The organism is Parasphingorhabdus sp., assembly GCF_039982395.1.
Classification (GTDB): Bacteria; Pseudomonadota; Alphaproteobacteria; order Sphingomonadales; family Sphingomonadaceae; genus Parasphingorhabdus.
Window position 1 is genome coordinate 17921 of sequence record NZ_JBDWYO010000006.1, and the last position, 22834, is coordinate 40754.

The 22834-nt window shown below is 52.8% G+C and carries 22 protein-coding genes; 16 read left to right on the forward strand and 6 right to left on the reverse strand.

Going from position 1 to position 22834, the window contains the following annotated elements:
- Positions 1–86: 86 nt before the first annotated feature.
- Positions 87–1391, forward strand: coding sequence for an FAD-dependent oxidoreductase (locus tag ABJV08_RS10220; RefSeq protein WP_348039384.1), 1305 nt, complete (start codon positions 87–89; stop codon positions 1389–1391).
- On the opposite strand, the gene ABJV08_RS10225 is transcribed toward ABJV08_RS10220, so the two are convergent.
- Positions 1388–2281, reverse strand: coding sequence for an alpha/beta hydrolase (locus ABJV08_RS10225; protein ID WP_348039385.1), 894 nt, complete (start codon positions 2279–2281; stop codon positions 1388–1390). The two genes, ABJV08_RS10220 and ABJV08_RS10225, sit on opposite strands and share 4 nt — an antisense overlap.
- 78 nt (positions 2282–2359) lie before the next feature.
- Between ABJV08_RS10225 and ABJV08_RS10230 the strand changes: the two genes are divergently transcribed.
- A complete protein-coding gene (locus tag ABJV08_RS10230) occupies positions 2360–4102 on the forward strand; it encodes a D-aminoacylase (RefSeq protein WP_348039386.1) in 1743 nt (580 codons plus the stop codon).
- Positions 4103–4135: 33 nt separating this feature from the next.
- Here the strand turns inward: ABJV08_RS10230 and ABJV08_RS10235 are convergent, their stop codons facing one another.
- The 3 genes from ABJV08_RS10235 to dnaN all read right to left on the reverse strand — a co-directional run bounded on the left by ABJV08_RS10235 (position 4136) and on the right by dnaN (position 7445).
- On the reverse strand, positions 4136–5221 hold the full coding sequence (locus tag ABJV08_RS10235) for a transporter (protein ID WP_348039387.1): 1086 nt from the start codon (positions 5219–5221) through the stop codon (positions 4136–4138).
- Positions 5222–5286: 65 nt separating this feature from the next.
- Entirely contained in the window at positions 5287–5772 is a 486-nt protein-coding gene (locus ABJV08_RS10240; protein ID WP_348039388.1) for a hypothetical protein, read from the reverse strand.
- 557 nt (positions 5773–6329) lie between these two features.
- Complete coding sequence (gene dnaN / locus ABJV08_RS10245) at positions 6330–7445, reverse strand: DNA polymerase III subunit beta (protein ID WP_348039390.1); 1116 nt, start codon at positions 7443–7445, stop codon at positions 6330–6332.
- A 229-nt stretch (positions 7446–7674) separates the two neighbouring features.
- On the opposite strand from dnaN, the gene ABJV08_RS10250 reads away from it, so the two are divergent.
- The 3 genes from ABJV08_RS10250 to rlmN are packed head-to-tail and all read left to right on the forward strand — an operon-like array spanning position 7675 to position 10100.
- Positions 7675–8328, forward strand: a complete 654-nt coding sequence (locus ABJV08_RS10250; RefSeq protein WP_348039391.1) for a histidine phosphatase family protein — start codon at positions 7675–7677, stop codon at positions 8326–8328.
- On the forward strand, positions 8325–8819 hold the full coding sequence (locus ABJV08_RS10255; protein ID WP_348039392.1) for a hypothetical protein: 495 nt from the start codon (positions 8325–8327) through the stop codon (positions 8817–8819). The genes ABJV08_RS10250 and ABJV08_RS10255 overlap by 4 nt, the downstream gene beginning before the upstream one ends.
- A gap of 33 nt (positions 8820–8852) precedes the next feature.
- Positions 8853–10100: a 23S rRNA (adenine(2503)-C(2))-methyltransferase RlmN gene (rlmN, locus tag ABJV08_RS10260; protein ID WP_348039393.1), complete on the forward strand. Its 1248-nt coding sequence runs from the start codon at positions 8853–8855 to the stop codon at positions 10098–10100.
- Here rlmN and ABJV08_RS10265 read toward each other — a convergent pair.
- Positions 10097–10486 (reverse strand): RidA family protein, encoded by a 390-nt coding sequence (locus ABJV08_RS10265; RefSeq protein WP_348039394.1) that lies wholly within the window; start codon positions 10484–10486, stop codon positions 10097–10099. The two genes, rlmN and ABJV08_RS10265, sit on opposite strands and share 4 nt — an antisense overlap.
- A 93-nt stretch (positions 10487–10579) precedes the next feature.
- Between ABJV08_RS10265 and ABJV08_RS10270 the strand changes: the two genes are divergently transcribed.
- From ABJV08_RS10270 to ABJV08_RS10280, 3 genes are read left to right on the forward strand one after another with little or no spacing between them, the layout of a single operon-like run.
- Positions 10580–11392 (forward strand): cytochrome b/b6 domain-containing protein, encoded by an 813-nt coding sequence (locus tag ABJV08_RS10270; protein ID WP_348039395.1) that lies wholly within the window; start codon positions 10580–10582, stop codon positions 11390–11392.
- Complete coding sequence (locus tag ABJV08_RS10275) at positions 11389–12147, forward strand: molybdopterin-dependent oxidoreductase (RefSeq protein ID WP_348039396.1); 759 nt, start codon at positions 11389–11391, stop codon at positions 12145–12147. Before ABJV08_RS10270 ends, ABJV08_RS10275 begins: the two co-directional genes overlap by 4 nt.
- Before the next feature lie 38 nt (positions 12148–12185).
- A complete protein-coding gene (locus tag ABJV08_RS10280) occupies positions 12186–13436 on the forward strand; it encodes a cyclopropane-fatty-acyl-phospholipid synthase family protein (protein WP_348039397.1) in 1251 nt (416 codons plus the stop codon).
- Between the two features lie 18 nt (positions 13437–13454).
- Here ABJV08_RS10280 and ABJV08_RS10285 read toward each other — a convergent pair whose 3' ends face one another.
- On the reverse strand, positions 13455–13898 hold the full coding sequence (locus tag ABJV08_RS10285) for a DUF1801 domain-containing protein (protein ID WP_348039398.1): 444 nt from the start codon (positions 13896–13898) through the stop codon (positions 13455–13457).
- 86 nt (positions 13899–13984) lie between these two features.
- Here ABJV08_RS10285 and ABJV08_RS10290 point away from each other — a divergent pair, with 86 nt between their 5' ends.
- The 8 genes from ABJV08_RS10290 to rbfA all read left to right on the forward strand — a co-directional run bounded on the left by ABJV08_RS10290 (position 13985) and on the right by rbfA (position 22812).
- The gene (locus tag ABJV08_RS10290) at positions 13985–15208 is read left to right on the forward strand and encodes an argininosuccinate synthase (protein ID WP_348039399.1); all 1224 of its coding nucleotides are present in this window, start codon (positions 13985–13987) and stop codon (positions 15206–15208) included.
- A gap of 9 nt (positions 15209–15217) precedes the next feature.
- Positions 15218–16192: a calcium/sodium antiporter gene (locus tag ABJV08_RS10295; protein ID WP_348039400.1), complete on the forward strand. Its 975-nt coding sequence runs from the start codon at positions 15218–15220 to the stop codon at positions 16190–16192.
- Positions 16193–16318: 126 nt separating this feature from the next.
- Positions 16319–16876: a ribosome maturation protein RimP gene (gene rimP, locus ABJV08_RS10300; protein ID WP_348039401.1), complete on the forward strand. Its 558-nt coding sequence runs from the start codon at positions 16319–16321 to the stop codon at positions 16874–16876.
- A gap of 2 nt (positions 16877–16878) precedes the next feature.
- Positions 16879–18507: a transcription termination factor NusA gene (gene nusA, locus ABJV08_RS10305; protein ID WP_348039402.1), complete on the forward strand. Its 1629-nt coding sequence runs from the start codon at positions 16879–16881 to the stop codon at positions 18505–18507.
- Positions 18488–19171 carry a DUF448 domain-containing protein gene (locus ABJV08_RS10310; RefSeq protein ID WP_348039403.1) on the forward strand — a complete coding sequence of 228 codons (684 nt, stop codon included), beginning with the start codon at positions 18488–18490 and terminating at the stop codon, positions 19169–19171. Before nusA ends, ABJV08_RS10310 begins: the two co-directional genes overlap by 20 nt.
- A gap of 63 nt (positions 19172–19234) precedes the next feature.
- A complete protein-coding gene (gene infB / locus ABJV08_RS10315) occupies positions 19235–21799 on the forward strand; it encodes a translation initiation factor IF-2 (protein WP_348039404.1) in 2565 nt (854 codons plus the stop codon).
- 3 nt (positions 21800–21802) lie between these two features.
- Positions 21803–22402, forward strand: coding sequence for a hypothetical protein (locus tag ABJV08_RS10320; protein WP_348039405.1), 600 nt, complete (start codon positions 21803–21805; stop codon positions 22400–22402).
- On the forward strand, positions 22402–22812 hold the full coding sequence (rbfA, locus tag ABJV08_RS10325; protein WP_348039406.1) for a 30S ribosome-binding factor RbfA: 411 nt from the start codon (positions 22402–22404) through the stop codon (positions 22810–22812). Before ABJV08_RS10320 ends, rbfA begins: the two co-directional genes overlap by 1 nt.
- The last annotated feature ends 22 nt before the right edge of the window (positions 22813–22834 follow it).

Below are 22834 nucleotides of genomic sequence, written 5' to 3' on the forward strand. Positions count from 1 at the left end.
ACCTCCCGAAAATGACAGCGCCCTTTTGCTTTTCTTTTGAAATTATGGCGTTAGCATGAGGAACAGATATTCGGGGAGGCAGGACGATGCGTCATATTGCGATCATAGGATCGGGACCCGCAGGCTATTATTCGGCGGAAGCCGCGCAGAAGAAATATGGCGAAGATGTCGCTGTCGATATTATCGATCGTTTGCCCGTTCCTTTTGGACTGATCCGCACAGGCGTCGCCCCTGATCATCAATCCATTAAAGCTGTGTCGCGGCGATATGAGAAAACCAATCTGGGCGACAATGTTCGCTTTGTTGGCAATGTAACGGTTGGCGAAGATGTCAGTATAGATGAGTTGCAGGGGCTTTATGATGCTGTTGTACTCGCGACCGGTGCACCCCATGATCGTGCGCTAGATATCCCAGGCAGTGATATGAATGGTGTCATCGGCAGCGCCGCTTTCGTAGGATGGTATAACGGTCATCCGGATTTCAAAGATCTGGATCCGCCGCTTGATGCCAAGTCGGTTGCGATCATCGGCAATGGCAATGTTGCGCTGGATGTTGCCCGGATTTTAGCAAAGACCGAAGACGAGTTTGTTGGTAGCGATATCGTCGGTCACGCGCTTAATAGCTTGAAACAAAGCAAGGTTGAACAGATCACCTTTCTGGGTCGCCGTGGGCCGCACCAAATCGCTATGACCCCTAAAGAACTGGGAGAACTTGGCAAGTTGGAACGGGCAAAACCCTACGTCGAGATCGATGACTTTCCAGATATCGGAGACGACGCCATGCTAGAGCCGGGCATGCGAAAATCTGTCACCCATTTGCGCGATTTTCTGATCAGCGATCCGGAAGAATCCCTGAAACCTTTGGGCATAAATTTTGACTTTTTCGCAATGCCGATTGAAATCCAAGGCGATGGAAAAGTTGAAAAACTGATCGTTGAGAAAACTGCGCTGGACAAAGATTTGCGATCCGCTGGCACGGGTGAACTCTATGAGTTGGAATGCCAAATGGTGATTAGTTGTATTGGTTATCGCACGCCACCGATTGAAGGGGTGCCCTACGAGCATGGTAGGGGACGCTTTGCCAATAGCGATGGTCGGATATTGCCTGGTCTCTACTGCGTCGGTTGGGCACGGCGCGGTCCTTCGGGGACGATTGGCACGAATAAGCCGGATGGTTTTGCTATTATCGAAACAGTCGCCGAGGATATCGGCTCGGGTAACCGCAAGGAAGGCCGAGAGGGGCTTGATCGACTGTTTGGAGAACGCGGTGTCGAAACGGTCACGTTCCGGGACTGGAAGAAAATCGAAGAAGCTGAAGTTGCGCGGGCGAGGGAAGGCTCCCCCCGCGAAAAGTTTACCGATATTGCCGATATGATAGCGGCGAGAGATTAGTCAGCAAGCCAGTCCCGCAGTATCGCATTCACCTTTTCCGGTGCTTCCTGTTGCACCCAATGTGAAACACCGGGCAGCCGGTACAGTTCGAAATTTGGAACCCACTGGTCGGTGCCGTCCGTGCAACGGATATCGAGAGCGGTGTCTTCCTCACCCCAAATCATAAGCGTCGGAATGTGGACCATCGCATCGCCAATTTCCCGTCCATCTTTCGTGCGAACCAAAGCGCGGTAATAGTTGATCATCGACCGCAATCCATCTGGTCGGCTGGCGGCGTCTGCGTAGACTTGCAAGTCGCTATCCGGAAAACGGCTCTTGTCGACCGCCATTTTGGAAAAGGCTTCTTTGATCGGCTGTGCTTTGTTTCTTCCCAGAATTTTCTCGGGCAACCACGGCAGTTGGAAGAAGAAAATGTACCAGCTTTTTTTGAGCTGATGCCAGTGCCGAATTTCCCGTTGTGCGCATTTGGGATGGGGGACATTCATTATCACCAGCTTCGCCAGTGGACGAATTTTCAGAATTGCAAAATGCCATGCGATGATCGCACCCCAGTCGTGCGCGATTAGGGTGACTTCCTCGGCTTGGCTGGCATCAATGAGCGCTGCGATATCTTGGACAAGAATATTGAGGCGATAAGAGTCGACACCGCCGGGCTTGCTCGAACTGCCATAGCCACGCAAATTGGGTGCCCAGACCTTGTAACCCATCTCAACCAGTTGCGGTATCTGGTGGCGCCAGGAATAATGGAGCTCGGGGAAACCATGCAGGCACAGGGCGAGCTTTTTCCCTTCGCCAGCCATGGCAACTTCGAAGTCCAATCCATTGGCATGGACCATTTGCACGGTGAAGCCGCTCTCTGGTTCCGGCTTCCATGAGAATTGATCCTGCATATCCCTTTGTAACATCAGCACCCTTTAACCATCCAGTTAAATCTGTTACGTTGTTGAAAAATATTCAGGAGAGAGTCGATGCATGATTTGGTAATTCGTGGCGGAACCGTGGTTGATGGAACAGGCAGCCCGCCTTTTGTTGCAGATGTTGCCATTGATGGCGATCGCGTTTCTCTTGTCGGGGAAGTGCTAGCGCAAGGCCGTGAAGAGGTAGATGCGACCGGTAAGTTCGTGACCCCCGGCTTCGTCGACGTGCACACACATTATGACGGGCAGGCTACTTGGGACGATGAAATGGCGCCGTCGAGCTGGCACGGCATTACCACCGTGGTCATGGGCAATTGCGGAGTCGGTTTCGCACCGGCGCGTCCTGACCGTCATGAGTGGCTGATCAATCTGATGGAGGGCGTGGAGGATATCCCCGGTACTGCGCTGGCCGAGGGCATGAGCTGGAACTGGGAAACCTTCCCTGAATATCTTGATGAACTGGAAAGAATGCCGCGTACGGTCGATGTCGCGACGCATGTGCCACATGGCGCGGTGCGCGCCTATGTGCTGGGCGACCGAGAAAAACCTGGCGCAGTGCCGACCGATGACGAGGTCGAGCAAATGTCCAAGATTGTCGAAGATGGCTTGAAAGCCGGCGCGCTCGGTTTTTCGACGTCGCGGACGATCCTGCATCGCAGCATTGATGGCGAGCTGGTTCCTGGCACCACGGCGACCAAGGAAGAGTTGATTGGCATCGGCCGCGCGATGGGCAGGGTCGGCTATGGTGTGTTCGAAATGGCCAGTGATCTCAACAAAGAATGGAATGAATTTGGTTGGATGGGTGACCTGAGCCGCGAAACCGGAATGCCGGTTACCTTTGCTGCGCTGCAGTCGATTGCCAAGGATCAGTCGCTGGATGAACAGATCGCCAATATGCGCGCGGAAAATGATAATGGCGCTAATATTGTGGCGCAGATCGCGTTGCGCGGAAACGGCATTGTCATGGCCTGGCAAGGCACGGTGCATCCCTTCGTTCGTCATCCTAGCTGGATCGCGATGGACGATCTTCCGTGGGACGAAAAATATGCCAAGTTGAAGGATCCGGAGTTCAAGGAGCAATTGCTGAGCGAGACCGCGGAGATGCCGGAACAGGTTGATATGGTGCCGGTGTTCATGGTCGTGACGCAGGGCTGGCCAATGCAATTCGAGATGGATTTGGATTTCAACTATGAACCGCAGGCAGACGAAAGCATCGCAACAAGGGCAGAAGCCGCAGGGAAGTCGGGCGCGGAATATGCCTATGACCTGATGATGGGCGATGATGGCAAGGGCTTTATCTACCTACCATTGCTTAACTATATGGATGGCAACCTCGATTTCCTGGAAACATTGCAGCAAGCTGATGACACGGTGAACAGTCTATCCGATGGCGGCGCCCATTGTGGCACGATCTGTGATGCGGCCAGCCCGACTTTCATGCTCGAACATTGGGTCAAAAACCGCAAGCGCGGCACCATCAGCATCGAAAATGCGATCAAACGGCAATGCCTGGATACGTCGCGGCTCTATGGCCTGAATGATCGGGGGCTATTGAAGCCCGGTTATCTGGCAGATGTAAATGTGATCGATATGGACCGGATCAAACTGGGCAAGCCTTGGCTCGCTTTTGATTTGCCTGCCGGTGGCAAGCGGTTGCTGCAGAAAGCGGACGGCTATGATTATACGATCAAGTCGGGACAAGTGACGTTCAAAGGCGGGGTCGTGACCGACGCACGACCGGGTGGTTTGATCCGCGGGCCGCAAGTCGTGGAAATGCTCGAAGCAGCAGAGTGAAAACACCCCTCCCTCGAAAGGGAGGGGTACATATTAGAAGGCTTTCTGCCAACCAAGGGTCAGCATCCAGTCTCCTGTCATCTGCGGGCCATTGAGGTCTTGATAGACGGGCGCACCGAATTCGATACCGAAGCGATGTCCGGCCAGTGCGCCGTGGGTTACAACCGTGTTGATACCGGCGATCAGATCAATTCGCTCGCCACCTTGAAAATCAGGATTGGCGGTTTGAACCGGGCCGATGATCATCGGATCAATGCCTTGGACCTGACCCGTGGTTTTGCCCTTTACCCGTCCGGAAAGGCTCAGCCATTGCGCAGCCCGATAGCTTATCCAGCCGGTGACTTCATGGATGTCACCAAAGCTATAACCGCTGTCATTGGAGCCTAGCCGTATCGTTCCGGCATATTGTGCACCGTAGCCAAGCTTCCCCGCCCAACCTTTAAACGTCGCTGCGGGCTTCAAGTCCCATGTTCCTGAACCAATTTGCATCATATAGGGCGCGCGCACTGTCGGCATTCCGCCCATTGGCGTTAGAATTTGGGCGGTTTCGCTGGTTGACCCTGTAGGCAAAGAGATAGATGCTCTCACATTCAACTCTTGGGCATGGTCGGCCATTTGTTCGGCATGGCCCAGCAGTGGAAAAATTCCGCCAAGGGTGACATCGCCAAAGCCCTCGGGGCTGGAACGAAATGCGCCGCGAATATTGGTGCCCATCCCGCCAGCAAAGGTTTGATGATCCATTTCCTTCTGAACATAGCTTCCCATTGCGACGAACGTGACCCAATCGGTGGGTGCGTACATTGCGCCTACCATCGTCATATCGGCCCGCATGGAAGTGGGAGCGATGCGCAATGTCGGCGGTTGTCCTGGTACACCGAAAAACCGGTTGGGAATGGAGGTCACAACATCTTCTGTTGAGATGCCGTCGGTCCCGATTTGATTGCCGGACATTTCCATATGCATATGACGGACCGAGAGCATCACTTCGCCTTTCTTGTGCGCATGGTCAGCCATCACGCCAATCGGTGCGTGGTCGTCGGCCCGGACATCATGTGCATGTGCGGGCAACGTCATAGCGCAGGCCGCGACAATCGCGCCTGCAAAAGCAGTGTTTTTCATTGAATTTTCCTGTAAATATCTGAACGCAGTGACCGCTAGGATCCGCTGCAAATGAGAGATGTGGTTCAGACGGCGGCAGGAGGTCCGGTCGCCGGGGGGATGTTGATTCTATTGCGAAGTGCAAAGCGCCGAAGTTCTGCGGGTTCGTGCATCGCAGGAGCCAATACAGGAAATTTGAAATCTGGCGCCGATGAAGTCAGGCCAACGGAAGCCCCGCCGGCAAAAGCGCAAGCAGCGGATGATGGTTCAGACTCGGTCTGCGGGTCACTCTCATGCTGCTGGCCATAGATCAGCGCCAGCAATTCAAAATCTGGATTGTCTGGCGAGATCGCTATCTTGCTCTCGGCATGGCCCGAACAAAGCTTGATCGCAAAACCACTGGTCGTCTGGGTGGGCATGAAGCCTTGGGGCGCAAGCGCACTTACCAATAAGGCAATCAATGCCAGAGCATGGATAGCCGGATAGGTTCTAACGAACCGGAAGAAGGGGAAGCGTCGAGTCATATTATTTCTGTGCCGCGTATATTCCGGGGCGACAGGAAATACTACCATCTAGAAGTTACATTTCGATAGAAAATTGACTGCGATCTTTGATTTGAAGCTTTGCGCCTCTAACCAAAATCAAGGCAATGTCAGTGGACTGTTTTCTTCGATGATACGGGCGGTTCTCTCTGACACAATAAGAGTAGTGATCTCGGGGCGCCCAAAAGCCAGATCGACGCGCGCAAACATAGCTGTTTTGGATTTTGACGGTGTCATTTGTGACCAAGGCACAAAGACAGGTGAAGAAAATGGAGCGAAAATTCTCCAAACTGAAACCCGCAGTCCGGTTGGGCATATTTCCAATCTGAGGCACCCAGACATCGTAACAGGCGCGCCTGAAGGGGACTTGATCATTCCACTTTGCATGCGCATCGAAACGGTCTCGGTTTCAGGGCGATCCGGAAACCGTTCTTCCAATGCAGGCCATTTCGCAGCTCGGCTGATGAGATGCGTCACGCCCAGCCAAATGGCTGCGAAGAGGATCAAAAACAGAGGCATGTTCCATAGAGGGTCAACGGACATGATGTGTCGCTCTAGGTTCTATCATCGATAGGTTCCGTTGAGACTTATACCCGCATTGGCATCAGCACATAGAGCGCTGGCGACTTGTCATTCTCGCGAATGAGGGTCGGCGCACTGGCATCGGCCAAATGTAATTCAACGGTGTCACTTTCAATTTCGCTCAGGATATCCATGAGATATTTCGAGTTGAAACCGATCTCAAACGTGTCTTCCTTGTAAGAGCCCGGCACTTCTTCTTCGGCCTTGCCATTTTCAGGGGAGGTGACCGACAAAGTGATTTTGTCATCGCCGAGCGCCATTTTTACAGCGCGGGTTTTTTCGGTCGCGATCGTCGATACACGGTCGACACCCTGAGCGAAGCTCTTCGGATCGATCTTGAGCAGTTTGTCATTACCGGTCGGAATAACCCGCGTATAGTCGGGGAAGGTACCATCGATCAGCTTACTCGTCAGGATAGCGGTGCCGAGTGTGAAGCGGATCTTGCTTGCTGATAGGTCAATTTGCACAGATGATTCATTGTTTTCATCCAGCAACTTGCGGAGTTCATTGACGCATTTGCGCGGGACAATCACGTCGGGCATGCCTTCTGCACCGGATGGACGGGGCAGGGTCACGCGAGCCAGGCGGTGTCCGTCTGTCGCAGCAGCTTTTAACACTGGCTTGTCTTCATCCTGCACGTGCAAGAAAATGCCGTTAAGATAGTAACGCGTCTCTTCGGTCGAAATTGCAAAGCGCGTCTTGTCGATGATCTGGATTAGTGATGTCGCTGGCAATTCGAAGCTGGTCGGCAGCTCACCTTCTGCAATGACCGGGAAATCATCGCGGGGCAGCGTCTGCAGATTGAACCGTGCGCGACCTGCATTGACTTTCATCTTACCATCGGCGGCGTCCAACTGGACCTGGGATCCATCGGGCAGCTTGCGGGCAATATCAAAGAGCGTGTGGGCGGAAACGGTTGTTGAACCAGCGGTTTCCACTTGTGCTTCGACGGTCTCTACCACCTGAAGGTCAAGGTCAGTGGCCATCAATTTGATACTGCCATCTGCGCTCGCCTCGATCAAGACGTTGGACAGAATGGGGATTGTGTTGCGCCGCTCAACCACGGACTGGACATGGCCCAGACTCTTTAGCAATGCAGCGCGTTCAATGGTCGCTTTCATAAACCGTCCTTCTTGTTCCCAATCAACCGTGAAAATAGTTGTGTCGATGACTCCGCACCGGTTCACGGATAGTTCACCGCTTCATTAACAATAAAGTGCCGTAGGGCAAGCCTGATCGCGGTCATACGTCCGATAATGCCGTGAAAAACTGTGGAAAAAAACAGGAAGGTCGGTAAAGCCGCAGTTGCAACAGATGGTTTTCGCCATTTTTGAATGGGATAGAGTAAGTATGAGTGGTATCAGCACCAATGGAAAACGCCTCTATATCGCGCGACATGGCGAGACGATTTTCAATCTTGCTGGTCGAATACAGGGCGAACATGCCCATACGCCGCTTACCCGCACCGGATTTGCGCAGGCCGATGGGATGGGACGAGCCCTGGCTTTGCATCTGGGGCAACGGGGATTGGATGAAAGCGAATTGGACCTCATTGCATCTGATACAGATCGTGCACTGCAAACTTTGTCGGTAATCTCCGAACATGTCGGAGCGGACTGGCATCAGGCCATCAGCGATGCGCGATTGCAGGAAATAGACATGGGCGAGTGGGGTGGCGTCTATTATCGTGACCTGGGAGGCAAGCTGGTCATAGATGAAGAAGAAAGACTATTTGTCACGGTTGCTCCCGGTGGCGAAGACTATCGTGATATTGCCAAAAGACTGGAAGATTGGCTCGCAGAACAGAATTTTACGCGGGATGCTGTGCTGATCAGCCATGGGATGACCAGCCGGGTGTTGCGTGGCTTATTGGTCGGGGCGGATCCGCATCCGCGATTTGGTGTTCCGATCGCAGAAGGTTTGCCGCAGGGTTCGATAGTGCAGATTTGTGATGGTCTGGAAGATGTCATTCACCTTGGTGGAGGGGAAGGGGAGAAGGCTTGAAAAAGCAGTCAGTTATATTGGGACTCCTCATATCTGTGATCTCAACCCCGGCGGTCGCAAAGGATTCGCTTGGCATATTCAATAGCTGGGGCGCGTTTCGCGATCCGGAAATTCCTCGCTGCTATGCGATTGCAGAGTCTGAAGAAATTACCGGCAAGGCAGAACGCAAGTCCTTTGCTAGCATCGGTTTCTGGCCGAAACGCAAGATCAGGCGGCAATTTCATGTCCGTATGAGCCGGGATAGGTCCACCAACAGCCGGGTGATCGTCAGCATTGCCGGCCGCCGTTTTCAACTGACCGCCAATCGATCCGATGGCTGGTCGCAGGACAAGCGGATGGATGCTGCCATCATCGCAGCGATCCGCTCGGCCACCAGCATGACGGTGGAAAGTGTTGGACGGGATGGGAGTCCGATAGTGGACGCTTATCGATTGCGCGGCGCTGCGACTGCCATTGATGCGGCCTCCTTGGGATGTTCGCGGTTGCGGTAGATTTTCCTGCAGACAGGCCCTATACGCCGCTTCATGCAGATTCCCGGCCATATTGATCCCGTTCCTTTGCCCGCAAAGGTTACTCCGCGTCCCGATGGTCGGATAGACCTTATTGGGTTGAGCGTTTCTGAAATCCGCGACGTTCTGATCTCCGCCGGACTGGAAGAAAAGCAAGGAAAACTGCGCTCCAAGCAACTGTTCCACTGGATTTACCATCGTGGCATCGATGATTTTTCTTTGATGACCGATATGAGTAAGACACTGCGCCCCTGGTTGGCGGAGCGATTTGTTATCGGCCGCCCTGAGGTTGTCGAGGCGCATCTTTCGGAGGATGGCACCCGTAAATGGCTATTGAGGTCGGCGGATAGCCAGGATTATGAAATGGTATTCATTCCCGATGAGGATCGCGGGACCTTGTGTATTTCAAGCCAAGTCGGATGCACGCTCAATTGCCGTTTCTGCCACACCGGCACAATGCGGCTGGTGCGCAACCTGACGCCCGGAGAAATTGTTGGTCAGGTGATGCTTGCTCGCGATGCTTTGGGCGAATGGCCAAAAGGCGTGATGGACTTTGCCGACGACGAAGATGCTGAAAATACAAAAGTCTATAACCAGGCCTATAAATCAGACGGCCGTGTACTGACGAATATTGTGCTGATGGGCATGGGTGAACCTTTGTATAATTTCGACAATGTTCGTGATGCGATGAAGATCGTAATGGATGGCGATGGCTTAGCGCTCTCCCGCCGCCGGATCACGTTGTCGACCAGCGGTGTGGTGCCGATGATTGCCCGGGCAGGGGCGGAAATTAACGTCAATCTGGCTATTTCTCTGCACGCGGTGAACAAAGAAACGAGAGACGAAATTGTGCCGCTCAATCGCAAATATTCGATCGAGGAGCTACTGCAGGCCTGCGCGGACTATCCGGGAGCGAACAATGCCCGTCGGATTACCTTTGAATATGTGATGCTGAAGGACAAGAATGACAGCGATCAGGATGCCCGTGAATTGGTCAATCTGCTGCGCAATTATGATTTGCCCGCCAAGGTCAATCTAATCCCTTTCAATCCCTGGCCTGGTTCAGACTATGAATGTTCCGAACCTGCGCGGATCAAATCATTTTCCAAGATCATCTTTGATGCTGGAATCAGCGCGCCCGTCCGGACTCCCAGAGGCCGGGATATCATGGCAGCATGCGGACAATTGAAGTCAGCCAGTGAAAAGAAAAGTCGGGCTGAGCTAGACAGGCTAGCGGAAGAGAAGCAGGCTGCGCTCGGTTAAACCGTCGCGATTACGTCAATTTCAACCATCAATTCGGGCAAGGCCAAGGCTTTGACTTCAACAATTGTATCTGCAGGATAGGGCTCTGTGAAATAACGTTTTCGAGCCTCAACAACCTCTGGAAAATTGCCCATGTCGGTGAGGTAGATCGTTACCTTGACGATCTGCTTGCGACTGCTGCCACCGGCTGCCAAAACGCGATCGATATTGTCGAATAACTGCGCCAATTGCGCGTCAAAGTCTCCAGCACCAACGATTTGTCCTTGTTCGTCAATCGCTGCCTGGCCAGAAAGAAATAGCAGGTCGCCGACCTGCCAACCCGGCGATATCGCATAAGGAGCAAGTGGATCTGGATCGACTTGGATCACACGCTTCTTGATGTTCATGCTTTTGCTTCCTCAATTGATGCCTTCATATTTGTGGAATGATAGTTGTAACGATGGGCTTGGCAATGCCGAACCATAGGTTAGAGTGCAAACATGCCCGAGGAAACTATCATTCCAGCCCAGCCTCGCCACCGCCTGACAACCCGAATTTGGCATTGGATCAACGCATTGTGTTTGATCACCCTTTTGATGAGCGGTCTTACAATTTTCAACGCCCATCCCCGTCTCTATTGGGGCGAATATGGTGCGAACGGCGACTATGCTTGGATGGCAGTCGGTTCCTCGGACACTATGGGATATTTGCGGTTCGGCGATTTGCGCATTGAGACGACAGGCGTTTTGGGGAACTGGCAGGATGATCAAGGAAGGACGCAAAAATGGGCGTTTCCAGGATGGGCGACCATTCCTTCCTCATATAGTTTGGCGGATGGCCGGCGCTGGCACTTCTTTTTCGCCTGGATATTCAGTGTTGGACTTGGCCTTTTCATACTCCGTTCGCTTTGGAACCGTCATGTCCAGCAGGACTTGCGCATTGGTTTGCAGGAGTGGCGACCCTCGGCGATTTGGAATTCCATCAAAAGCCACCTGAAGCTGAGCAATATCAGGCAGACAGGCGAACAGGGCTATAATATCATCCAGAAATTGAGCTACGTCGGGGTGATTTTCGTCCTGTTGCCTTCGATGATTTTCAGCGGCCTCGCAATGTCTCCGGCGATGGACGCAAACTGGCCCTTGCTGACCGATATTTTTGGTGGCCGTCAATCGGCGCGCTCGCTCCACTTCATTGCCGCTTTCTTACTGGTACTGTTTTTCTTCGTACATATCGCAATGGTTCTAGTTTCCGGCCCTGTTCGGCAAATGACCGCGATGATCTTCGGCGGTAAACGGAAGGAACCGCCTGCATGACGATCATCACCCGGCGCAAATTGATAACCAGCGCGGCCATCGGCGCTGGAGGGCTGTTGTCCGGTTGTGATGCTCTGAATAGGAGCTCAACCTTTCAGGATGTTCTAGCGAGCGCCGAAACTGCCAATTTTGCGGTCCAGAGGGCTTTGGGGGATCGGATGGCGTTGGCGAGTGAATATACATTGGCGGATCGTTCACCTAATTTCAGAGCCAATGGCACCCGCGATCCTGGCACCGCTGATTATGCATCTAGCGCAGCGCAGGGTTTTGCGGACTGGCAACTCCGGTTGACCGGATTGTTCAAAAAACCGCAACAATTTAGTATGGCAGCATTGCTATCCATGCCGCAGCGGACTCAGATAACCCGTCACGATTGTGTCGAAGGTTGGAGCGCGATTGGACAATGGACCGGGGTGCCTCTGAAAATTCTACTTGATCTGGCCCAGTTGCAAGGCAGCGCGCAGTTTCTGGTTTTCCACTGCGCCGATAGGCTGGGTGGAAGACCCTATTATGAGAGTATCGATTTGCTGGATGGTTTTCATCCCCAGACGATTTTGGCGCATCGGCTGAACGGTGAATCCTTGCCAATCGAAAATGGAGCGCCGCTGCGACTTAGGGTTGAGCGGCAATTGGGCTATAAACATGCCAAATATGTAACCGGTATTGAAGCCGTCGCCTCACTAGCGGGGATTGGCGAGGGCAAAGGGGGGTATTGGCAGGATGTCGCCAACTATGAATGGTATGCTGGCATCTGAATGACGTGAACTTGTTGAGTTTTATCGGGAGTGATTGAATGTCAATATTGGGTCAATTTCTGGACAAGGTGATCGAAAAGGGCTCGATCAAAGTCACTCATCCCGATGGTTCGACAGAATCCTTTGGTACCTCTGCTGTGGGTTATCCTGATATTGGCGTTCGGCTGGCTGACAATGCCGTGATCCGGCAGATTATGCTGGATCCGCGATTGGGCGCTGCTGAAGCGTTCATGGATGGGCGTTTGATCGTCGAGCAAGGTGATATTATGAAGCTGGTGGAGCTTTTGCGCGCGAACCGGCCCTTTGAACGCGGAGGAAAGCTCAAAGATGCCAGCGCTTTCAAGAAGGTTCGCGATCTGATCGCCGGCAATTTCGATCGAATAAACTTTCTCGGTCGATCGAAAAGTAACGTCGCGCATCACTATGATGTCGGCAATGGGCTATATGACTTGTTTCTCGACGAGGATCTTCAATATAGCTGCGCTTATTGGGATTTTGACCGGCACGGACCTGATATGACTCTGGAACACGCCCAGTTTGATAAAAAGGCGCATATCGCCGCAAAAATACAACTAAAGCCTGGACAACGGGTGCTGGATATTGGCTGCGGCTGGGGCGGAATGTCTCTCTATCTTCATCAGAAGTTCGACGTTGACGTGCTTGGTATCACGCTAAGTGAAGAACAGCTCAAAACGGCGCAGGAGCGGGCTGAGAAGGCCGGCGTGGCGGACAAGGTGCGTTTCGAGCTCATTGACTATCGAGAACTGGCGGCACGCGAGTCCGGGACGTTTGACCGGATCGTTTCTGTTGGTATGTTCGAACATGTGGGAACGCCGCAGTTCCGGACATTTTTTCGTAGCTGTGCCAATTTGATGACCGACACGGGCGTGATGCTTTTGCACACGATCGGGCGGATGGGTGGTCCTGGCGCGACCGATGCGTTTACCCGTAAATATATCTTTCCCGGTGGCTATATTCCAGCGTTGAGTGAGACGCTCGCAGCTAGTGAGCCCTATCGGTTGATCGCGACAGACATTGAGAATTTGCGTCTCCATTACGCCTTCACTCTGCGGGAATGGTACAAACGAACCGTCAAAAATAGAGACAAGATTGTCGCGCTCTATGACGAACGGTTTTACCGAATGTGGATATTCTATCTCGCAGGAGCGACTGCAGCTTTTGAAAATGGCGGCATGTGCAATTATCAGATCCAGTTTAGCCGAAACCGGAACACGCTGCCGATCACGCGGGATTATATTGGTGAGACAGAGAAAAATTTATTGGCCTAGTTGTGCGACGCTCAGCCATTATTGGGGATAGCGTTCGTTCATCAATTCCCAATTGTTGCGGATCAACTCTTCCAAAATGTTCATATCCACCTGCTCCAGCCGATTGATATATAAACAAGATTTTCCAACTTTATGCTTACCCAGCAATCCAAAAAGGCGATCTTGTTCCGCTCGTGCCTCGGGCGTGCAATAGGCACCCATCAGATAGAGACTATGCTTGGCCTTGCGCGGCGAAAAAGCGGATCGGGGTGATGTGCCCTCACGCCCGCTCTCATATTTATAGTCATAACTGCCAAATCCGATGATGCTCGGACCCCACATTTTCGGTTCTTCTCCGGTGACTTTGCGGAATAGCTCGATAAGTTTGAAGGATTCTTCTCTCCGAACTTCGGGTTCGGCGGTTTCGATAAATGCCAATACATCGGCATCGGTTGGTTTGGTTTTCAAATTTGCTTTTGTCATCGGATCCTCCTTATTGCCCTATATCATATTGCACCGGAATTTGGACCCTGTTAGGCGCGGCGCTTGATTCATGGAAAGACGGTAAAATGAGCGATTCTGTAAAACGTGTGGTCTTGGCCTTCTCAGGCGGACTTGATACCAGTGTGATCCTGAAGTGGCTGCAGCAGGAATATCAGTGTGAAGTCGTTACTTTCACTGCTGATCTGGGGCAGGGCGAAGAGCTGGGTCCTGCTCGAAACGTCGCAGAAAAGCTTGGCGTAAAGCCAGAGCATATCTTCATCGACGATCTGCGCGAAGAATTTGTGAAGGATTTTGTTTTTCCGATGATGCGTGCCAATGCGTTATATGAAGGGCTGTATCTTCTCGGCACCTCCATTGCGCGACCGTTGATTTCTAAGCGTCAAATCGAGATCGCCAAACTGACCGGAGCGGACGCCGTGGCGCACGGTGCGACCGGTAAGGGCAATGACCAAATTCGCTTTGAGCTGGGCTATTATGGTCTCGATCCCGACGTAAAAGTAATTGCGCCGTGGCGGGAATGGGATCTCTCGAGCAGAACCCGGTTGATCGAATTCGCGGAAAAGCATCAGATACCGATTCCCAAGGACAAGCGCGGAGAATCGCCTTTTTCTTGTGACGCAAACATGTTGCATACGTCGTCTGAAGGCAAAGTGCTTGAAGACCCTTGGGAAGAAGTTCCTGATTATGTTTATTCGCGGACCAATAATCCAGAGGATGCTCCGGATAAGCCCGAATATATCACCATCGACTTTGAGCGTGGTGATGGTGTGGCTATCAATGGAGAAGGCATGTCGCCTGCCACATTGCTAGAAAAACTGAATGATTACGGCCGCGAGCATGGCATTGGTCGACTTGATCTCGTCGAAAACCGCTTTGTGGGGATGAAGTCCAGGGGCATGTACGAAACACCGGGCGGCACCATATATCATGCGGCGCATCGAGGGATTGAACAGCTGACGCTGGACAGTGGCGCGATGCATATGAAAGACGAACTGGCACCCCGCTACTCGGAGCTTGTTTACAACGGTTTCTGGTTTGCGCCGGAGCGGGAGATGCTTCAGGCGGCAATCGACAAGAGCCAAGAGCGTGTTGCAGGAACGGTTAGATTGAAACTCTACAAAGGATCAGTCAGTGTCGTGGGGCGCAAAGCAGATGTAGATTTCAATCTTTATAGTGAAGATGTTGTGACCTTTGAAGATGATCAAGGTGCATATGATCAGAAGGATGCTGAAGGCTTCATCAAACTCAATGCACTGCGGCTGCGGTTGCTGGGCAAACGCAATCGCTGATAACACTACATGATAGGCGCGTTGCTGATACTCACCCTAGGGTTTGTCGTCTTGATTGTCGGCGGCGAATTGCTTGTCCGTGGCGCGGTGCGGGTTGCAGAACGCGCTGGCATGTCGCAGCTTTTAATTGGTCTCACGATTGTTGGCTTCGGTACGTCTGCGCCTGAACTGGTGGCCAGCGTAGAAGCGGCGCGAACCGGTTCGCCTGGCATCGCCTGGGGTAATATTGTCGGTTCAAACCTTGCAAATAGCTTGCTCATTCTTGGAACGGCTTCTTTGATCCTGCCTATGGTTGTGCCGAGAGGCCCATTGTGGCGCGATGGCGGATTGGCTTTGATTGTGACAGTCGTTCTTTGGCTGGTTGCCAGCACGACGGGCATTACGGTCGCCATTGGTGTCGCGTTTCTAACACTTTTGGTCTGTTATTTGGGCTATGCCTATTGGGCGGAGAGAACACAGCCTGTCGGGGCAAGCGCGTTACATGAGAAAGCAGAGTCCCTTGAGGTTTCCGATACGCATTTGCACGATGTGCAACCGCTCTGGCGCGCAATTCTCGTGCTGGTTTTCGGAATTATCCTGATCGTGATGGGCGGCCGTTGGTTGGTCGAAGGTGCGGTAGATTTGGCACGTTTGGTGGGCATGAGCGAGGCTGTTATCGGATTGACTGTCATCGCGATTGGAACCTCATTGCCGGAACTCGTCACGTCCGTGATTGCTGCTTATAAAGGCGCGAGCGCGGTGGCTTTGGGCAATGTACTGGGCTCAAATATTTTCAACCTGCTGTTGATTGGCGGTGTTACCGCGGTCATCGCGCCGGGCACAATACCTGGAGAGATTACCAATTTCGGATTGCCGGTCTTGATCGCTACTGCGCTGTTGTTGCTCTTGTTCGCAGCAACCGGAAGAAAGATCACGCGTTGGGAAGGTGCGATATTGCTTGCAATTTATCTGATGATGCTCGCCTACAACCTTGTCGCCGTTTGATTCAGCCGTTGCAATCTCGAGAATCTGTCGCTAGATAGCAGTCATCCCAACATTGTGAGATTTTGAGGGGCTGGCGCCAGACGGGGCCGGTAGCAAATTCTCATTGTGTAGATTGAAGGACTTTGATTGACCGATATAGGCGCCCTGACAAACTTGATTAAGCCGGAAGCAGATGCTTTGGGCTTTGCACTTGTGCGCGTGGAGTTTGTTGCCGGTGCAGAAGAGCCAACGCTTCAGATCATGGCCGAACGTCCGGAAACCGGGCAATTGGATATTGATGATTGCGCTGCTTTGTCCCGACGCATTTCGGCCAAGTTTGACGTTTTGGAAGAGGAAGGGCGCGATCCTATCGATCATGCCTATCGTCTTGAGGTCAGTTCGCCCGGCATTGATCGGCCGCTTACCCGAGCTTTTGATTACAATAATTGGTCGGGATATGAAGCGCGGATCAATTTGATCGATGCCGTCGCTGGTAAAAAACAGCTTCGTGGCCTGCTTGAAGGCATCGAAGGTGACATAATAAAGATTGACGATCGCGAGACGGGAAGTCAGGAGACGCCCTTGGCAAACGTCCATAGCGCAAAATTGATTCTGACCGATGCCCTGATTGCTGCCACCGTTCCGGTCTCAGCTGCGGGTGCGGACGAAATTGAAGAACAGACTTTAGAAGAACAGGAAGACTAATCATGGGCAGTGCTATTTCAGCAAACAAAGCCGAATTGCTCGCTATTGCGACAGCCGTTGCGACGGAAAAAATGATCGACAAGGCGATTGTGATCGAAGCTCTGGAAGAAGCAATCCAGAAGGCTGCGCGCGCTCGCTATGGTGCCGAAAATGACATTCGCGCGAAACTCGACGTCAAAACCGGCGACCTGCGCTTGTGGCGGGTTGTTGAAGTGGTCGAAGAAGTCGAGGACTATTTCAAGCAGGTTGATGTCAAGCAGGCCGAGAAGCTGGAACCGGGCTCCAAAGTCGGTGATTTTATCGTGGATCCGCTGCCAGCCGTCGATCTGGGCCGCATTGATGCCCAATCTGCCAAACAAGTGATCTTCCAGAAGGTTCGCGATGCTGAACGCGACCGGCAATATGAAGAATTTAAGGAGCGTGGCGGAGAAATTATCACCGGTGTCGTCAAATCGGTTGAATTTGGCCATGTGGTTGTTGATTTGGGGCGCGCTGAAGGCGTGATCCGCCGTGACCAGCAAATTCCGCGCGAAGCCGCTCGGGTTGGTGATCGCGTCCGTTCCCTTATTCTTGACGTTCGCCGTGAAAACCGCGGGCCACAGATTTTCCTGTCTCGCGCGCACCCTGACTTCATGCGGCTGTTGTTCGCTCAGGAAGTGCCTGAAATTTATGATGGCATCATTGAAATCAAGGCCGCAGCCCGTGATCCTGGATCGCGCGCCAAGATTGGTGTGATCAGCCATGACAGTTCGATCGACCCCGTCGGCGCTTGCGTCGGCATGAAGGGTAGCCGTGTTCAGGCCGTCGTGCAGGAGATGCAGGGCGAAAAAATCGATATTATTCCATGGTCAGAAGACATCGCAACCTTTGTTGTGAACGCTTTGCAGCCTGCAACCGTGAGCCGCGTGGTGATCGACGAGGAAGAAGGCCGAATTGAAGTTGTCGTTCCTGATGATCAGCTCAGCCTTGCCATTGGCCGTCGTGGTCAGAATGTGCGCTTGGCGTCCCAATTGACCGCTCTTGCGATCGATATCATGACCGAAGCCGACTCGAGTGAGAAGCGTCAGGCTGAATTTGCAGCGCGTACTGAGATGTTCCAGGAAGATCTGGATGTCGACGAAACATTGTCGCAGTTGCTGGTAGCCGAAGGCTTTAGCGAGCTGGAAGAAGTCGCTTATGTCGCACCGGAAGAAATTTCGAACATAGAAGGCTTTGACGACGAATTGGCGGCCGAGCTCCAGAACCGTGCCCTTGAGGCGCTGGATCGGCGTGAAGCGGCTGCGAAAGACAAGCGCACCGAATTGGGTGTCGAAGATGCAATCGCTGAATTGCCGCATTTGACGGAAGCAATGCTGGTGACGCTTGGTGAAGCTGGTCTGAAGACACTCGATGATGTCGCTGATCTTGCTACTGACGAGCTTGTTCTGAAACGGAAATCGGAACCGCGCCGTCGCAATGACAACCGCAAACCGGAACCGGACGGCGTGTTGGCGAAATATAGTCTGACCGAAGAGCAGGGCAACGAGATCATCATGGCAGCGCGTGCGCATTGGTTCGAGGATGAAGACGAGCCCGCGCCTGCCGCGACCGAAGAAACCGGGGAGGACGCAAATGCGGAATCTCCCCAATGAAACGCGGTCTAAACCTCTAGATCGCACGCCACACCGTAAATGCATTTTAACCGGGGAAAGCCTTTCCCAGGAAGAATTGGTGCGGCTGGCTATTGGGCCGGACGGGCAAATTGCGCCAGATGTCCGAGCAAAAGCGCCGGGCCGTGGAGCCTGGATTGGCGTCAATCGTGTTGCTCTGGATATCGCGCTCGTTAAAGGCCAGTTGAAAGCTGCTTTGTCGCGCGCCTTTAAAACGGGCCCGCTTGATATTCCCGAAGATCTGGCTGACCGTCTTGAAAAGGCACTAGAGCGTGGCACATTGGATCGCTTGGGACTAGAAGCCCGCGGCGGAACGTTGCTCACTGGATCTGAGAAGATCGAAACTGCAGCAAGGCGCGACGAGCTTTCCATGCTCCTTCATGCGTCCGATGCCGGGAAAGATGGATCATCAAAGCTTAGTCAGGCTTGGCGTGTCGGCAGCGACCGTGAAGGGCAAGATTTACACGGTATAACTTTGCCGGTGGACCGCCAGGGGCTTTCTGTGGCATTGGGCCGCCAGAATGTTGTTCATATCGGGATAATTGATAAGCGGGCTGCGAGCCGTGTCTCGCAAATGTTGACAAGATGGCTTCGCTTTATTGATCCTGACGATTTGCAGGATGATGCGGAAAAGAAAGTTGCGTAGTTTGGTTTAGGAAAACTAAGTAATATATTGAAAATGTTTATTTTTAGGGATTAAGTCTGTTCGATGAGTGAAGATACAAAAGATACGCCAAAACCTGCACGCAAACCCTTGGGGTTAAAGCGTTCGGTCGAGCCTGGCGAAGTCAAGCAGACGTTCAGCCATGGACGAACCAACAAAGTCGTGGTCGAGGTCAAACGCAAAAAGCTGGTCGGTAAGCCTGGCGCACAGGAAGCGGCGAAGGAAATCGTCCAGGAAGTTCCTGTGGCCGCTCCGACCCCGGCGCCGGCGCCGGCTCCCAAGCCTGTCGAGAAGAAACAGCCCGCTGCGCCAAAGGCAGATAATGGCCTGACTCGCCAAGAGATGCAGGCGAAACTGCTGCGAGAGGCAGAAGAATCTCGCCTGGATGCGATGCAGGAAGCGCGGAAACGCGACGCTGAAGAAAAGAAAAGCCAGACGGCAGAAGAGAAGAAGCGGGCAGAGGAAAACCGCAAGGCTGAAGAAGAGCAGGCTCGCAAGGCACAAGAAGAAATCGCCGCTGCGGAAGCCGCTGCTGCTGAAGCTCCGGCCACTGATTCAACGGCAGCTGCAGAGGCTACTAGCCCTGCAACTCCAGCGGCCACCACCGCTGCGCGTCCACCCGCTCGTAAATTTACGCCTGTGGAAGCGCCAAAACGACCGAAACCGGAAAAAGAGAAGCAGAAAACTGGACGTGACGACCGCAACGATCGTCGCCAATCAGGTAAGCTCACGGTCAACCGTGCGCTGCGCGGCGAAGACGGCGCAGCGCGGGCTCGTTCGCTTGCGGCGCTGAAACGTGCGCGTGAAAAAGAAAAACGGGCCCAAAGGTCTGGTCGCCCAAGCGAGCCGCGTGAAAAGCAGTTCCGTGACGTGATTGTGCCGGAAGCCATTACCGTTCAGGAACTGGCCAAACGTATGGGCGAGAAAGGGGCTGACCTCGTCAAATCCCTATTCAACATGGGTTCCATGGTTACCGTCAATCAGACGATCGATCAGGATACCGCAGAATTGCTGGTCGAAGAATTCGGTCACACTATCCAGCGTGTTTCCGAAGCCGATGTCGAAATTGACACCCAGGCTGATGTCGATCCTGAAGAAACGCTGAAACCACGCCCACCGGTTGTTACCATCATGGGCCATGTCGATCACGGCAAGACGTCCTTGCTCGATGCTCTGCGCGGAACCGATGTGGTTGCCGGAGAAGCTGGCGGTATTACCCAGCATATTGGCGCCTATCAGGTGACGATGAAAAATGGCGACAAGGTTACGTTCCTCGATACGCCAGGTCATGAAGCCTTCACCGAAATGCGGATGCGCGGCGCGAATGTTACGGATATCGTGATATTGGTCGTGGCTGCCGACGACGGGCTTATGCCGCAGACCATTGAAGCGATTAAGCATACCAAGGCTGCTGGCGTGCCGATGATCGTTGCTATCAACAAGATCGACAAAGAGGGTGCAGACCCGACGACCGTTCGTACACGTCTTCTTGAACATGAAGTGATTGTGGAAGAAATGTCCGGTGACGTTCTCGATGCTGAAGTTTCAGCGCTTAAGAAGCTCGGCCTTGATGAGCTGATGGAGAAAATCCACGTTCAGTCCGAATTGCTTGAACTCAAGGCTCGTCCTGATCGTCCAGCCGAAGGTGCTGTTGTCGAAGCGAAGCTTGATATCGGTCGTGGACCCGTTGCAACCGTTTTGATCGAACGCGGTACGCTGAAACGCGGCGACGTCTTTGTTGTTGGCTCGCAGACTGGTAAAGTTCGGGCGATGATCGACGAAAAAGGCAAGCAGGTTAAGGAAGCAGGACCATCGATGCCGGTTGAAGTGCTTGGTATCTCTGGCGTTCCATCTGCCGGAGATAAGTTGACCGTGGTCGAGAATGAATCCCGTGCCCGTGAAGTTGCCGCTTATCGTGCAGAACAGCAGAAGCTGAAGCGTACCACGCAAGCGCCGACAAGCCTCGAGAATATGTTCTCTGCCGCCGCAGACAGCGCAGTGGAATTCCCTGTGCTGGTCAAGGCTGACGTTCAGGGTTCAACCGAAGCGATTGTGCAAGCGTTGAACAAGATTTCGAATGACGATATCAAAGTGCGTATCTTGCACAGCGGTGTTGGCGCGATCACGGAATCCGATGTTACCCTGGCAGGAGCAAGCAAAGCACCGATTATCGGTTTCAATGTACGTCCCAACGCCAAGGCCCGCGAGATTGCCAAACGGGATAGTGTCCGGTTTAAATATTTCGACATCATCTATGCTTTGACTGACGAGATCCGTGCCGAAATGGCCGGCGAACTGGGTCCGGAGAAGATCGAGAACGTGATGGGTCGCGCGGAAGTCAAGGATGTGTTCAAGTCTGGCAAGAAAGACAAAGCTGCTGGTCTTTTGGTCACCGAAGGTGCGCTGCGCAAAGGATTGTTCGCCCGTCTTACCCGCGACGATGTCATTGTCAGCGCAACGACTATCGCGTCGCTGCGCCGTTTCAAAGACGATGTGGAAGAAGTTCGCGCCGGCATGGAATGTGGTGCGGTTCTCGAGGATACGAACGACATCAAACCGGGCGATATGCTGGAAGTCTTTGAGATCGAAGAGCGCGAACGGATTATTTAACCGGTGGTTTCCACCAACGATCCTGCGAAAGCATGGCGGATCAATATTGTGTTGCTCATGGCATGTTTGTGCTTGTGGGGTTCAGGAGGTCTGACTGCAAATTTCCTGACTATATTGGCATTAGGGGCTGCACTGTGTCTGCTGGTTCTAGTTTGGTTGGTTCTTGGTATCTTTTCGATGGCCCGAGGTTGGCAACAAAGAGCGAATTTGACTAGAAGGCGGTTGTTGGCTCAATTGATTGCGTTTCCTGTCACTACTGCTGCATTTGTCCTGCTCGCATGGCCCGTTCGTTTTGCCGTCGAATATGTTAGGTCGGCAACATATGTTGAACTTTTAGACGACCCAGTTTTTCTGGTTACAGCTAGAAAGGCATTGAATGATTTTTCCTATGATGGGCACAAAGTTGAAGTAGACAATCAAGGCCCAAATATGCGGCTTGCTTTTGACCGCGAAGGTTACGTTGTCCGTTCGGGTGCTTTTGTCTACGATCAGGATAGTGATTTGGAGATGCTCACAAAGACTAAGGAGATAGAGATGTTTGGCTATAACCTTTCCCGTTGCCGGTCTGTTAGGACAAATCTTTATTATTGTTCGTTCACCTAATGGCAAAATATAACGATACATCCCCCGAAGGCCGGTCGGTTCGCCTACTGCGTGTGGGCGAGCAGGTTCGGCACATTTTGTCGGAACTGTTGATGCGCGGCGAGGTGCATGATGCAGTGCTGACTTCGCATAGCGTGAGCGTTACCGAAGTCCGTATGTCACCGGATTTGCGTCATGCCACAGTCTTCGTGAAACCATTGCTTGGCGCTGATGAGGTGGATGTACTCAAGGCGTTAAAAACCAACACCGCCTATTTCCAGAAGGAAGTCGCGAAGCGGGTGCAGATGAAATATGCGGCGCGGTTGAAGTTTCTGTCGGACGAGAGTTTTGATACGGCGGAGCATATCGAAAGCCTGCTCAACAATCCCAAAGTTGCGCAGGATTTGTCGAAGGCCGTTGACGAAGAATAGTTCCGTGCGTCCTGAGCTTGTC